Annotated in this window: 13 protein-coding genes and 1 tRNA gene; 8 read left to right on the forward strand and 6 right to left on the reverse strand. The window is 62.7% G+C overall.

What is annotated here, in order from left to right; genetic code table 11:
* Positions 1-21: 21 nt before the first annotated feature.
* On the reverse strand, positions 22-990 hold the full coding sequence (locus BPRO_RS21570; RefSeq protein ID WP_041390125.1) for a Bug family tripartite tricarboxylate transporter substrate binding protein: 969 nt from the start codon (positions 988-990) through the stop codon (positions 22-24).
* A 292-nt stretch (positions 991-1282) separates the two neighbouring features.
* Here BPRO_RS21570 and BPRO_RS21575 point away from each other — a divergent pair, with 292 nt between their 5' ends.
* The gene (locus BPRO_RS21575) at positions 1283-1624 is read left to right on the forward strand and encodes a tripartite tricarboxylate transporter substrate-binding protein (protein WP_369794718.1); all 342 of its coding nucleotides are present in this window, start codon (positions 1283-1285) and stop codon (positions 1622-1624) included.
* 59 nt (positions 1625-1683) lie between these two features.
* Here the strand turns inward: BPRO_RS21575 and BPRO_RS21580 are convergent, their stop codons facing one another.
* A complete protein-coding gene (locus BPRO_RS21580; protein ID WP_011485197.1) occupies positions 1684-2592 on the reverse strand; it encodes a LysR substrate-binding domain-containing protein in 909 nt (302 codons plus the stop codon).
* Between the two features lie 108 nt (positions 2593-2700).
* On the opposite strand from BPRO_RS21580, the gene BPRO_RS21585 reads away from it, so the two are divergent.
* The 6 genes from BPRO_RS21585 (at position 2701) to BPRO_RS21610 (ending at position 7939) form a co-directional block, all read left to right on the forward strand.
* Complete coding sequence (locus BPRO_RS21585; protein WP_041389004.1) at positions 2701-3387, forward strand: substrate-binding domain-containing protein; 687 nt, start codon at positions 2701-2703, stop codon at positions 3385-3387.
* A 17-nt stretch (positions 3388-3404) separates the two neighbouring features.
* Positions 3405-4433, forward strand: coding sequence for an amidohydrolase family protein (locus BPRO_RS21590; protein ID WP_011485199.1), 1029 nt, complete (start codon positions 3405-3407; stop codon positions 4431-4433).
* 2 nt (positions 4434-4435) lie between these two features.
* Positions 4436-5119, forward strand: a complete 684-nt coding sequence (gene ligK / locus BPRO_RS21595; RefSeq protein ID WP_011485200.1) for a 4-carboxy-4-hydroxy-2-oxoadipate aldolase/oxaloacetate decarboxylase — start codon at positions 4436-4438, stop codon at positions 5117-5119.
* A gap of 7 nt (positions 5120-5126) precedes the next feature.
* Positions 5127-6035 (forward strand): amidohydrolase family protein, encoded by a 909-nt coding sequence (locus tag BPRO_RS21600; protein WP_011485201.1) that lies wholly within the window; start codon positions 5127-5129, stop codon positions 6033-6035.
* Positions 6036-6099: 64 nt separating this feature from the next.
* On the forward strand, positions 6100-7095 hold the full coding sequence (locus BPRO_RS21605) for a Bug family tripartite tricarboxylate transporter substrate binding protein (RefSeq protein ID WP_041389005.1): 996 nt from the start codon (positions 6100-6102) through the stop codon (positions 7093-7095).
* A 22-nt stretch (positions 7096-7117) separates the two neighbouring features.
* A complete protein-coding gene (locus tag BPRO_RS21610; RefSeq protein WP_011485203.1) occupies positions 7118-7939 on the forward strand; it encodes a metal-dependent hydrolase in 822 nt (273 codons plus the stop codon).
* A gap of 154 nt (positions 7940-8093) precedes the next feature.
* Here BPRO_RS21610 and BPRO_RS30185 read toward each other — a convergent pair whose 3' ends face one another.
* The 4 genes from BPRO_RS30185 to BPRO_RS21625 all read right to left on the reverse strand — a co-directional run bounded on the left by BPRO_RS30185 (position 8094) and on the right by BPRO_RS21625 (position 12826).
* Positions 8094-8234: a hypothetical protein gene (locus BPRO_RS30185; protein ID WP_198140957.1), complete on the reverse strand. Its 141-nt coding sequence runs from the start codon at positions 8232-8234 to the stop codon at positions 8094-8096.
* Positions 8235-8775: 541 nt separating this feature from the next.
* Complete coding sequence (locus BPRO_RS21615; RefSeq protein WP_011485204.1) at positions 8776-11085, reverse strand: DUF6600 domain-containing protein; 2310 nt, start codon at positions 11083-11085, stop codon at positions 8776-8778.
* A 760-nt stretch (positions 11086-11845) separates the two neighbouring features.
* On the reverse strand, positions 11846-12343 hold the full coding sequence (locus tag BPRO_RS21620) for a hypothetical protein (protein WP_011485205.1): 498 nt from the start codon (positions 12341-12343) through the stop codon (positions 11846-11848).
* Between the two features lie 407 nt (positions 12344-12750).
* Positions 12751-12826, reverse strand: a tRNA-Gly gene (locus tag BPRO_RS21625).
* A 411-nt stretch (positions 12827-13237) separates the two neighbouring features.
* On the opposite strand from BPRO_RS21625, the gene BPRO_RS29780 reads away from it, so the two are divergent.
* Positions 13238-13495, forward strand: coding sequence for a hypothetical protein (locus BPRO_RS29780; protein WP_157045847.1), 258 nt, complete (start codon positions 13238-13240; stop codon positions 13493-13495).
* The last annotated feature ends 43 nt before the right edge of the window (positions 13496-13538 follow it).

The raw sequence follows: 13538 nt of genomic DNA on the forward strand, positions 1-13538 counted from the left end.
GGGTGTGCGTTGGGCGCAACACTACTGGCGCGGCACGTTGGCACGCGCAATCACCGCCGACCACCTCCGGATTTCGGAGGCGAGCAGGTCCGCCAACTGTTCCGGCGTTCCGCCTGCAGGCGTGACATTCAATTCGGCGAGTTGCTTTCGCAGATCCGGATTGGCAAGCGCCTTTCCCAGTTCGCGATTGAGCAAGGCAATGACCTGCGGCGGCGTGCGAGCGGGGGCGGCCAAAGCGTTCCAGGAAGCAACGTCGAATCCGCGAACGCCGCTTTCCGCCACCGTCGGGACCGCCGGCAACGCAAGCGCGCGCCTGGCGCCCATGACAGCCAGAGGCCGAACCGCTTTCGAAGCGATCTGCCCCATCATCGGCCCCAGGATTTCCACAGCCACGTCCACCTGCGCGCCACGCAAAGCGGTTAGAACGGCCGGTGAACCATTGAACGGGATGACCTGAACGTCGACCCCGGCACTGGTCTTGAGCAGCTCGGCCGCCAGGTGTTGCGTACTGCCGATATTGATCGTCGCCACATTCAGCTTGCCAGGGTTGGCCTTCGCGTACGCGAGAAGCTCTTGCATTGAACTGAACCGCCCGTTGGCCGCTGTGAGGATCGCGAGGTCGAAATAGCCCAGAGTACTTACGGGCGCGAAGTCCTTTTGGGGATCGAACGGCAGCGACTTGAACAAGCCTGCACTCACTGCCGTGCCGTTGCTCATGAGGAGCAGCGTGTGGCCGTCCGGTTCCGCCCTCGCCACCGTTTCACCGGCAACGATGCCTCCGGCGCCCGGCTTGTTCTCGACAATGACGCTCTGGCGCAGGCCTTCTCCCAGTTTCTGGGCCACAGCGCGCGCCGTGAGGTCCGCGATTCCCCCCGCGCCGAACGGCACGACGATTCTGATCGGCTTGGACGGGAATGTCTGTGCTGCGCTCAGCCTGGGAAGCACCGCACCCAGAGCTCCGGCCGCAAGCAGGTGTCTCCTGTCAATCATGTGCGCGCTCGAATGTTCGCGCCCGATGTCGTACGGCGAGCTGTTCGCTAGCTTCATCCAAGTCTCCTTTGATCTAATGCTGCGAGCGTCTCCTATCGGGCAACATAGAGCAATCCGGCTACTTCACTAGCTGATAGATGAAAAAGGCATAGCTCATCCTGATCGCCTCGGTCAGCGGTCAGCGGTCAGCGCAGTGCACTATTTGCAGGATTGACTTGATGCGCCGCTCTACACCTCGGTAGCCAATGGCGAGCTATCGTTCGCACTGGGCTCCAGCGGAAGCACCGGCTCGCTGTACCGCGCCGGCAAACTCGGCTACCTGGCCGTGGCCGCGCCCAAGCGGCTCGCGGCCTTCCCGGATGTTCCGACCTTCGGCGAGGCGGGCGGCCCGCCAAACTTCGAGGTCAGCGGCTGGACCACGCTGGCGGCCCCTCCCAATCTTCCTCGCGCGGTGACAGACAAAATTCGCCGCGACATCGAAAAGGCCTTGTCCGAACCCAGCGTGCTGGAGAAGTTCGCCAGCTTCGGCTACGAGCCGTTTCCCACCACGCGCGATGGCTTTGCCCGCTACATCAAGGATGAATCAGCCGCGATGGCTGACGTGATCCGCGCCACCAGGTCATCGCTTGATTGAGGTAACTCTTCCTCGAGCTTCGCTTGTACCAACCCTTGAGATTGGCGGCCGGGCGGCACTCATTGGGCCAGCAGCTTCAGAGCCATTTTCTGGATCAGTTCCAGCATCGCCTTTTGCGTGAGTGTCGCCGGGCGCCGCGAGCTCATCGCCATCACCAGCTTGGTACGCAGGCTGGGCGCGCTGATCGGCCGTGTCACGAAAGCCTGCGGTCGCGCGGCGGTGGCGACGGCATTGCGTGGCAAGATGGCACTGCCCGCGCCGTCCTCGACCAGATCGAGAATCGCTGCAACGCCATCGATCTCCAGAGCCACCTGCGGCCGGCAACCCAGGTGGGCCATCTCGGTTTCCACGAGCATCCTGATCGCATTGGGGCGGCTCGGAATCACCAGCGGCAGGCTGGCTACTTCGCGCAGCGATATCGCCCTCGCCTTCGCCGCGGGCAGTGCCTTGCCGGTCCTGCGCTGTACCACGAATAGTTGCTCTTCGAGCAAGGGGGTAAGTTCCACGTCGGGCGTCTGGACGGCGTTGTACAGCAATGCGATATCTAGCCGACCGTTGATGAGCGACTCATGCATCGCCACCGATAGGCCCTCCGTGACGGACAGTGCGGCTTCCGGCATGCGCTTTCGAACTTCGCGAAGAAGCGGAACAGTGAGCGCCTTGGCCACACTGGGCGGCAGGCCGATTGCAACCCGGCCGGCGAGAGCGCCGCGTACGCGGCCCAGTTCCTCGCGTGCACGCTCGACCTGATGCAAAATGCCGCGTCCGTGCTCCAGCAGAAGCCTGCCGGCATCGGTAGGCACGGCACCCCTGCCGTTGCGGGTCAGCAGACTCTGGCGCAATTCCACTTCGAGCAGCCGAACCTGACGGCTGAGCGCTGGCTGCGCAATATCCAGTGCGAGCGCGGCCCGCGTAAAGCTGCCCAGCTCGGCGACACGAACAAAGTACTCCAGCTGCCGAAGGTCCATGAATCACAGTTTAGCGACAAAGCGGGCGGTCAGGTATAACCGATTGTTCTAGCTGATAGTGCGGCTGATGGCTTCCATGTGAGATGCGGTGCGAAGCAAAATTGCCGCATGGCATCGATCAAGGGAATTTCGTCCATGGCCACCCGCCTGGTGCTTGGCGAATTGGCTGCGGCATATACGCATCGTTCAGGCGACGCCGTCGACATTGAATCTGTCGGCGGCCTCGACGCGGCTCGCCGGGTCGAAGCCGGGGAGCCATTCGACGTCGTCTTTCTGGCGTCCAGCGCGATCGACAAACTCGTCGCATCGGGCTGTGTGGTCGAGGGCAGCCAGATCGACCTGGTCCATTCGGATGTCGCCGTCGCTGTGCGTGCCGGCTCACCAAGGCCGGACATCGCCACCGAGGGCGCCGTGCGTCGCGCGGTGCAAGAGGCCGAGACGATCGGCTACTCCACGGGCCCAAGCGGCGTGGCGCTGACACAACTCTTTGAGCGCTGGGGGATCGCCTCCGAGATCCAGCCACGCATCGTGCATGCGCCGCCTGGCGTTCCGGTCGGCGAATTGGTCGCGCGCGGCGAGGTGGCTCTGGGCTTTCAGCAGCTGAGCGAACTGATGCACCTCGAGGGCATCGACGTGGTCGGCCGATTGCCCCCCGCCATCCAGATCACCACCACCTTCTCCGCGGGCCTTTGCTGTGCATCGACGCACGGCCAGGAAGTGCGCCGCATGCTCGACTTCATGGGTTCACGTGCCGCTGCCGAAGCGAAGCGCCGTCACGGCATGGAACCCGCCTGAATCACAAGGAAAACACAATGATCATCGATTGCCACGGCCACTACACCACCGCGCCCAAGGCGCTGGAGGAATGGCGCAACAGGCAGATTGCGGGCATCAAGGATCCGTCAATGATGCCGAAGGCGTCGGACCTGAAAATCAGCGACGACGAACTGCGCGAGTCCATCGAGAGCAACCAGCTGCGCCTGATGAAAGAGCGCGGCAGCGACATCACCTTGTTCTCGCCGCGCGCGAGCTTCATGGCCCATCACATCGGTGACTTCAATGTGTCGTCGACCTGGGCGGCGATTTGCAACGAACTCTGCTTTCGCGTCAGCAGGCTGTTCCCGGACCACTTCGTGCCGGTCGCCATGCTGCCGCAGTCGCCCGGCGTGGACCCCAAGACGTGCATTGCGGAACTGGAGAAATGCGTCAAGGAATACGGCAGCGTCGGCATCAACCTGAACCCCGATCCTTCTGGCGGCCACTGGAATTCTCCGCCGCTTTCGGACAAGCACTGGTACCCCATCTACGAGAAGATGGTCGAGTACGACCTGCCGGCGATGATTCACGTCAGCACCAGCTGCAACGCGTGCTTTCACACCACCGGCGCGCACTACCTGAACGCGGATACGACGGCCTTCATGCAGTGCCTGACCTCCGACCTGTTCAAGGACTTCCCGACACTTCGCTTTCTGATTCCACATGGCGGCGGCGCAGTACCCTACCACTGGGGGCGCTTTCGCGGCCTCGCCCAGGAGCTGAAGAAGCCGCTGCTGTCCGAACACCTGCTGAACAACATCTTCTTCGACACCTGCGTGTACCACCAGCCGGGCATCGACCTACTCAACACCGTGATCCCGGTGAAGAACGTCTTGTTCGCGTCCGAAATGATCGGCGCCGTCCGTGGCATCGATCCGCAGACCGGCCACTACTACGACGACACCCAACGCTACATCCAGGCCTCGAAGATCCTGAGCGATGAAGACAGACACCAGATTTACGAAGGCAATTCGCGGCGAGTCTTCCCGCGGCTCGATGCGCTGTTGAAAGCGAAAGGACTCTGACCATGACGACACTCGGAATCGTCAAACGCAACATCGTTCGCGCAGACCGCGGCGCCATTGAAACGCTGGGCCGCGTCGGCTCGGCCACATCGCACGAAGCCATGGGCCGGGTCGGCCTGATGAAACCCTATATGCGGCCCATCTATCCCGGCGCGCAGGTCGCAGGCCCGGCTGTGACGGTACTGCTGCATCCGGGCGACAACTGGATGATGCATGTGGTTGCCGAACAGATCCAGCCCGGCGATGTCGTCGTGGCCGCCATCACGGCCGAATGCACCGACGGCTATTTCGGTGACCTGCTCGCTACCTCGTTCATGGCGCGTGGCGCAGTCGCGCTGGTCATCGACGCGGGCTGCCGCGACATCAAAACGCTGAAAGAGATGGGCTTCCCGGTCTGGAGCAAGGCGATCAGCGCCAAGGGCACCATCAAGGCCACGCTCGGCTCCGTGAACATCCCCGTCGTTTGCGCGAGCGCGCTGGTCAATCCCGGTGACGTGATCGTTGCGGATGACGACGGCGTCACCGTGGTTCCCGCGGATTGGGCCGTGAAGACCGCTGAAGCCGCCGCGACCCGCGAAGCCCTGGAAGGGGAAAAACGGGCCAAGCTCGCCGCAGGTGTGCTGGGCCTGGACATGTACAGGATGCGCGAGCCGCTTGAGAAGGCCGGCCTGAAGTACATCGATTGAGCCCTGCATGAAATTTGAAAAAACACCCGGTTGGCTGGATTGGTACGCCGGCCCCAGCCAACCGCAATTCAAGCTGCCACCCGGTAGCGTCGATGCGCACTGCCACGTCTTCGGGCCGGGCGCGCAGTTCCCCTTCGCACCCGAGCGCAAGTACACGCCATGCGACGCCAGCAAACAGCAGCTGTTCGCCTTGCGGGACCACCTTGGCTTCGACAAGAACGTGATCGTGCAGGCGACGTGCCACGGCGCCGACAACAGCGCACTGCTGGACGCGCTGGCGCATTCCGCAGGCCGCGCGCGCGGCGTGGTGACGGTCAAGCGCAGTGTCACCGACGATGAGCTGCATGCGATGAACGCGGCCGGTGTGCGTGGCGTGCGCTTCAACTTCGTCAAGCGTCTGGTCGATTTCACGCCCAAGGATGAGCTGAAGGAAATTGCCGAGCAAATCGCGCCGCTGGGCTGGCATGTGGTGATTTACTTCGAAGCGGTCGATCTGCCGGAGCTGTGGGACTTCTTCACTGCGCTGCCGACGACTGTGGTCGTGGACCACATGGGCCGGCCGGATGTGAGCAAACCCATCGATGGCCCGGAGTTCGCGCTGTTCGTGAGATTCATGCGCGAGCACCCGAACGTCTGGTCGAAGGTGAGCTGCCCGGAGCGACTCAGCGTCGCCGGCCCCCCGGCACGCCATGGCGAGCGGGACGCCTATCGCGACGTCGTGCCATTCGCACGGCGCATCGTCGAGACTTTTCCCGATCGCGTCCTTTGGGGTACCGACTGGCCGCATCCCAATTTGAAGGACCACATGCCCGACGACGGGCTGCTGGTCGACTTCATCCCGCACATCGCGACGACCGCAGAGCTGCAGCGCAAGCTGCTGGTGGACAACCCGACGCGCCTGTACTGGGGAAATTGATACGCCGTTCCTGATCTTCGCGGGCATGCATTCATATCCAGTCACTTTTTTACACAACATCTCCATGACCATCAACCCCCATCGACGTAGCGCCGTTGCCCGCATTGCCGCGGGACTACTGGCCATCCCGGGCTTCCAGGTCCTCGCGCAGGCATTCCCGGCCAAGCCCATTCGAATCATCGTCCCGTTCACGCCCGGCGGCTCGAGCGACGTCCTGGCGCGTGCTATCGGTGTGGAGCTTGGGCGGCTCCTCAATCAAGCCGTCGTGGTGGAGAACGTGCCGGGCGCGGGCGGCTCGCTCGGCGCAGAAAAGGCCGCGCGATCAACCGCCGACGGCTACACACTGCTCATGGGGCATATCGGCACGCTGGCGATCAACCCCTCGCTGTATCCCAAGCTGGGGTACGACCCGGTGCGGAGCTTCGCGCCCGTGGCCTGGATTGCGCGCGTGCCGAATCTGCTGGTGGTGCATGACTCTCTGCCGGCGCGCAGCCTGAAAGAATTGGTTGCGCTGGCGAAGACCAGGCCCGGGCAGCTTGCCTATGGCTCCGGCGGCAATGGCAGTGCGGCGCACACCACGATGGAGTACTTCAAGATGCAGACGGGCACCTCCTTCCTGCACATCCCCTATCGTGGCACCGCACCTTCCGTGACCGACTTGCTGGCGGGGCAGGTGCAAATGCTCTTCACCGGCGTCCCGGCGCTTCTGCCGCACATCAAGGCCGGCAAGATCCGCGCGCTGGCCGTCTCCAGTTCGAAGCGCCTGGCGCTGTTGCCTGACGTGCCGACCGTTGCCGAGAGCGGCGTGGCAGGAACGAAGGGCTTCGAGGCCGACCAATGGTACGGGCTCGTGGCGCCAGCAGGCACGCCCCCGGACATCGTGGCGCTACTCAACCAGAGCGTCAACAAGGCGCTGGCGAGCGAAGAGGTTCGGACACGCCTGGCCGCCGAAGGCGCTGAAGCAACACCTCCCTCGCCACAGGTCTTCAGCCAACTGATCGGCAAAGAGATTCCGCGCTGGGAGAAGGTGATCAAAAGCGCCCAGATCAAGCTCGACTGATTTCAAAAAGAGAGTGCAACCGATGAGGAAACTGCTCCGTGTACTTCTTGCCTGTCTCGCGGCGCCGCTCTTGCACTGCGCGTGGGCGCAACCGGCAACGGGCAAGACCGAGGTGCTGTGGCTGGGGCAATCCGCCTTTCGCATCAGCACACCGGGCGGCAAGGTCATCGTCACCGACCCCTGGCTGAAACTGAACCCGCTGACGCCCGCCGAGTACAAGAACCTGCAGGCCTTGGGCAAGGTCGACGTCATCCTCGTGACGCACGGCCACTGGGACCATTTTGCCGACGCGCCGGAGCTCGCCTTACTCAATCAGGTTCCGATGCATGCACCGGGCGACATGAACCAGACCGTGGGTCTTCTGGGCATTCTTCCGCCCAACCTGGTGCCGCGTTTCAACAAGAGCGGCACCATCACGCCGGCGCCAGGCATCAAGGTAACGGCAGTCAAGGCAGAGCACTCCTCCGTCATTGTCTGGAAAAATCCTTCCACGGGTAAAGACGAATCACACCCTGGCGGAGAACCGGTCGGTTTTATCATTGAGCTGGAGAACGGGTTTCGCATCTACCACATGGGTGACACTGGCCTTTTCAGCGACATGCGTTTCATCGCCGAGTATTACAAACCGGACCTCGTACTGATGCCGATCGGCGGCCACTTCACCATGGGCCCCGCCGACGCCGCCTACGCCACCCGCGAATGGCTCAAGCCCAAGACCGTGATTCCAATGCACTATGGCGCCAATCCGCTGGGCCGGGGAACACCGACGGAATACATGCGCGCACTGGGCGATTCCGGAACGCGCGTGCTTCCACTCAAGCCTGGCGAAAAGGCGGAGTTCTGAAGCACTCCGCTGCAAGCAGTCTTTCAAAGCTTTCCGTGTTGTCGTCAACCAATTAATGCCTGCTTTTGCTGATTTCCGGCTGCGGAAAAAACCGACACATCCAGCGGACCGCCGGTTTGAAAGGCGCATGTCCCAGTGCGGGACATTCAGGAGTTCAGCGGGTACGCCGCGTCCTGAATGGCAGAACGTCGGCGCCGCGCCTCAGGCTGTCCGGGTAGTCCGCCCACGCCTGCGCCATGTGACGGCGCTCGGCCTGGAACTCTGTGCGGCTGGACACATCGCACCCGGTTAGCATCCGCAAGCTCCGCTGTTCACATGTTGCTGTTGCAAGTCAATTGCCGACAAATGCCTATACATTGCAACATACTCAAGCGATGAAGCTGCCTTCCGATCCGACCTGCGAGCAAGCCACTCTAGCACTTCGACACAGAGGTATCGGAACACAATGAAGGCGATGGATTCGGGCCCAGGCCTAGGCGCAAACCGCAGACATAGCCGTAGCTATGGCGAGGATTTGCAACGACGGCATGGGGTCGAAGGCGCGCTTTCATGTTTCGATATTTCTGGGTCGGAGTACTAGCGCTGGCCAGGCAGCGCCCGCCTGAAACAGCGCGCAGACACAGCAAAGCCGGACTTCAACCTGACGTTCACGCATTAGGGTCTGGCGCGGCTGCTGTGCCGGCTGCCCATCTCCGCCCACGCCCAGCTTCCTGCTCAAGCGCGCGCTGCTGTTTTCGCTCTGGCAGGTGACGACGATGAAATCGAGGACGTCACGTCCTTTCCGGGAACGCTGAGCGACGGCAGGCGGCGCCCGTCAGATCACCCCATCCACGGCGCTACGGGCGGGGTCCCCGTTCTTCTTCAGCCCGCCGGCGTTGCTCCTCAGCTCTTTTCGCCTCGCTCGCCGCCTCTCGCCTGTCGGCTGCCCTGCCCACTTCGGGACGTTGCCGCCGGCCAGGCGTATCCCCAACAGCGGCTGGTTGTGACGGGGGCGCAGCGACCGGGCCGCTCGCCCGAGGGGCTGGCGGGACGGGCACGGGCTCGGGTTTCAGTTCTGCGGGCCTTTGTACGGGCGCGGGCACATTGCGAGGCGCGATCGCAGGCGGTCGCGAGGGCCTTGCTTCTTCCGCGGGCTTGGTGGCGTCAGGGACTGGTGCTACAGGGACTGGTGCTGCAGGCGCGGCCGCCGGCGGGGATCCAGGCCGGGGCACTTCGGGTCGCTGTGGGAATCCGGGCTGGCGCGCGCGCTCCTCTTGCGCCGACGGGCCTGCGGGCACATTGCGGGGCCCGATCGCAGGCGGACGCGAGGGCTTTGCTTCTTCCGCGGGCTTGGTGGCGTCAGGGACTGGTGCTGCGGGGACTGGTGCTGCAGGCGCGGCGGCCGGCGGGGATCCAGGCCGGGGCAGTTCGGGTCGCGGTGGGGATCCGGGCTGGCGCGACCGCTCCTCTTGCGCCGACGGCTTGCGCTCGGCACTGCCGGCTCCGGGTGGCACAGACGGCACTGGCGTTCCCGGCATGGGCGCTTGAGCCGCACCCGGCCGCGTTCTCTCTGGCGCGGCGGCACCAGGCGCCCTGGGCGTGGGCGGAGGCGGAGGCGGCAACGCTGCTGACTGGGGCGGCGTCACAATCGTTACCGTAGTTGCCGGGGGCGCCGCGGCGGGTCTCAGGGCACTCACGGCTGCCGCGTCAAGCGGCTTCCCGGGATTGGCCGCGAGGGCACTCTGCCGGCTTGCAAACGACGGTGGTGCCGGCGGCGGGGCGGTCTTGGCCACCACGGGTCGAGCTGTCGCCGGCTCCGGTGGCTTCGCACTGGGCGCAGCCGCGCCCAGGACACTGGTGCGCACAGGCGCCAGCGGCGCAACCGCCATCACAGGCGAAGTGGCCACCATGTCCTGCGTCACACGCACCGCCTCGCGCGCGACTGGCCTGGATTGCACGAAGGCCGTGGTGGGAACGGCCACCACGGCTCCGGGCACCTGCTGGTTGACGTAGACCACGTTGGTCACGTTGGTGTTGTTGTACACATTCGTGATGTTCGTCGTGTTGATGATGGTGTTGCTGGTGTTGACGCTGGTGAAATACTCGCGGCTGACCGGATAGGATGGCCGGTAGACGTCGCGCGGCCCGAGCGGAAACCACGCAACCGCGCCCCCGCCGCCAAGGTTGAGCGAGATGCTGAAGTTGCTGCCGCCGACAAAGACTACCAGTGCCGGCGCGTAGACAGGCCGGGCCGCGACCGGCCCGGGCACCCAGGCCCATGCACCGCCGATGTTGGCCCAGCGGCCGTAGTGCGACGGCGCGAATCCCCAGGGTGCGTCATCCACCCAGGTCCAGCCCCAGGGTTCGACCCAGGCCCAGTGCCCGTCGCGATAAGGTGCCCAACCGACGGCGACACGCGCGGGTGTCCACACGTGACCGTAGCCCGCCACCTCCCGCCACGTTCCATATTCATCCAGGTCCTCGTAGCCGATCAGGTCGCGCGAAACGTAGCGCGCGGATGCCGAGTTCTCCCAGCGCAGGTCACGCGCGCTGGACCAGCGGTCGAAGTCATCGGCAGGAGCCAGCGCGAAACTGTCGTAGTCGCGCAGGCCGGTGCCGAAAAACTCAAAGCCCTGGCCGGCCCTGATGACAAAGGCCCGCCCCTCGCCGTAAACCTCGGCCTGGCCGGCCCGGACCATCACGACGGTCGAATCACCGTTGGGATCGACGTGAATGCGATAGCTGCCGGGGCTGCGGATGGAATAGGCGAGATTCGGAGTGTTTATTTCGAAGGCGTGATTGCGGTCGAATCGCCAGATGCGGATGTTCAGGGTGCCCTGCGTCAACTGGACTTGCGCAATGCGGTCATCGACGTTCAGCAAGGTCACGCTGGTGTGGGAGCCCATGCGGATCGCGGCGCCGCCCAGTTGCAGTTCGCTGCGCGAACCGGCATCGGCCCACAACCTGTCGCCCGTGATCAACGGCCGATTGACGGTCGCTCGGACCCAGTCGTTTTCGCCACCGGGCGAAAAGCTCACGGCGCCACTGACATAGGCCAGCCGCGCCACACGCGATGGCGGGTCGGCATACGCCCATCCACTCAGCGCGAAGGCGCAGAGGCCCAGAAAAAAAATTCCGAAGAGTTTGCGCAGCGATGGCCTGTCCATGATGAATCCCTGTTGGAGGCTTTGCGTTCGACTGAAATGCGCCCTGCGATCGCGGTAGCACTGAGGAAGTGTCCTTGGTTGGACCAGGGCCTGTTCACATAATGCGAAGTCAATGCTGCTGAGGTAGATGGTGAGGGTCTCACGGCCGGGCCACTGTAGGACGGTGCCGGATTATGGGGAAGGCCTTGGAGCCAATCCAGCGGTTGTAGTTGGAGAGTTCGGTGCAACCGCTGGCCGGCAGGAATCTCAGCCGGCTGGGCCAAAGCCGTGCCCGTCAGTCCCAGTCGCGGCCGCGCGATTGGGGGGATTGGTACTGATCCCAATCATGGTGGCTCCTCCAGTGCCGATGACGCCATTCAGCCCGTCTGCGGGCGCGCTCATCTTCGTAGCCGTACTCGTAGGCTGGCGTACAAGCCGGACCCGGGTACTGGTGATCTGGCTCATTCGCAAACGCTGCCAGGACACAAAAATCGAGCAATGACGGAACACTATGTTCGTAGCCATACACCAGACCTCGAGAACATATTTTGGCGGCGCTTTCTAGTCATGGATGCTACGCCGGGAATCTATCCCGGCGCAGTTCCGGTCAGTTTGGTGCACGCAGGGCAAGGCGTTTCTGCCTGAAGTCGTGCCGACTCCTGGAATTTGCGCTGCTTCAGTTAAGGACGGCGCGGAAAAGTTGACTCAAAAAACCCGCTGCCCCTGGCAAGTGCTGACACCGACGTGGGGGCTGCGTGCTCGCAGATGCGCTCGACCCATGCTAATTGCGGTACGGATCGTCCGGGAGGCGGTCGTAGCGGTTGCGAACGCCGTCACCGTCACGATCGCGGTCGTCCTGGTTCATGATGCCGTCGCGGTCGAGATCACCGTAAGGGCCGTAAAGGCGTGCATGGCGCCGCTGGTTGCGCGGGCTATCCGGATCGTAGACGTTGGCGATGCCATCGCGGTCGTGGTCGCCGTAAGGGCCGCGGCGTTCCCAGTTCTGCCTGTCATAGCGCCCATAGTGGCCCGGCGCGGGCGTGTAGACCGGCTGGGGCTCCACGTACACGGGGCGAGGTGCCGCGTAAACAGCCCGGGGCTGGACGTAGACCGGCTGGGGCTGCACATACACAGGCGCCGGCTGCACGTAGACTCCCGGTGACTGCACGCCGACAGAAAAATACACGTCGCTACGGGCGTGCGCCGCAGAAGCCGCCGCGAAAGCGCCCAGTGCGACCGCAACTGCTGCGAGCGATTTGGTGGAAATGAGAGGTTTCATGAAAGCTCCTTGGGTTGGCATGGATCACATCTTGCGCGTCCGTGTATGAACGCAAGCTGAACCGATTCAAGAAAGATTCTGAGCAGGCTGGCAGTCAAGCGGCCGGCAGGACAATGTCCACCTGCGCCCCACCCTGCTAGTTTTGAAAGCAGGGAGAAATTAGGAGTGATATCCGATCGGTGTTCCTGGCGGCTATGTGGTCAATAACAACGAAGTGGCTTGCGAAGCTGCGTGCGCCGGTATTGGTTTGGTCCAATTGCCGGGCTATATCGCAGTACCCGAGATTCGCCGCGGACGGTTTTCAATGACGTGCCGCCTGATGCGATTGCGCCTGTGTGAATTCGCGGTGAACTCGCCAAGTTCAGAGCCTATCGCAATGGACAGATCTACAGGCAATTTGGAAAATATGGAGCGGGAAAAGAGTCTCGAACTCTCGACCTCAACCTTGGCAAGGTTGCGCTCTACCAACTGAGCTATTCCCGCGCATGACCGCTGCTGCGATCAAAGAAAAACCCATCTGCCGGGCAAACCATATTTTCGACATCATTCTAGCCATAAGTCCGCACAAATCAGGCGACTCACGTCGGTTACATGGCTAAAAAATGGACCAAAGACAGGCTTGAGAAGGTCCGGGCCTTAGCTGCATATGCATAAGTTTGCACAATCGCGAGTTTTTGAACAATAAGTTTGCACTATCTCATGGGCAAAAAAAATACGCTCAAAGCCGCGAGAGGCAAGCGCAGCGCGAAGACTATCCAAGCAGCCCGCCCGTGCGGCCAGTGCTGAATTCGGCCCGTCCCCCAATGCGGCACTAAGTTTTTTCTCAGGTCACTCTTCGACTATGAAATTGATCTGGACAATTCAAAAAGAGCGGTGTCTACTGAAGTTAGCGCAATGGTGAGCGCAAAAATGCTGCAGAGCGAAAGACAAGGCAGCCCATCATCGTTTCGTTGGTATCTGGAAATCCCCAAAGGCGTTTCAGCAATGTTGCATCCGATAAAACCCAAAATCTATCTTGCTTCCCAAGAAGATAGCTTGCCTCATGTCGCTCCGACTTCTTCAGTCAAGCGCTCGGTGCTCGCCATGAGCATGCGCTTCACCTATCACGCCAATCCGCCCTCATTTGCGCAGAATGGTCCGGCGCGGAATTAGATCCAGCATCATGAATTCCCAGTCTGTCCAAACCTGCAAAGCC

The sequence above is a fragment of the Polaromonas sp. JS666 genome (assembly GCF_000013865.1).
Taxonomy (GTDB): domain Bacteria; phylum Pseudomonadota; class Gammaproteobacteria; order Burkholderiales; family Burkholderiaceae_C; genus Polaromonas.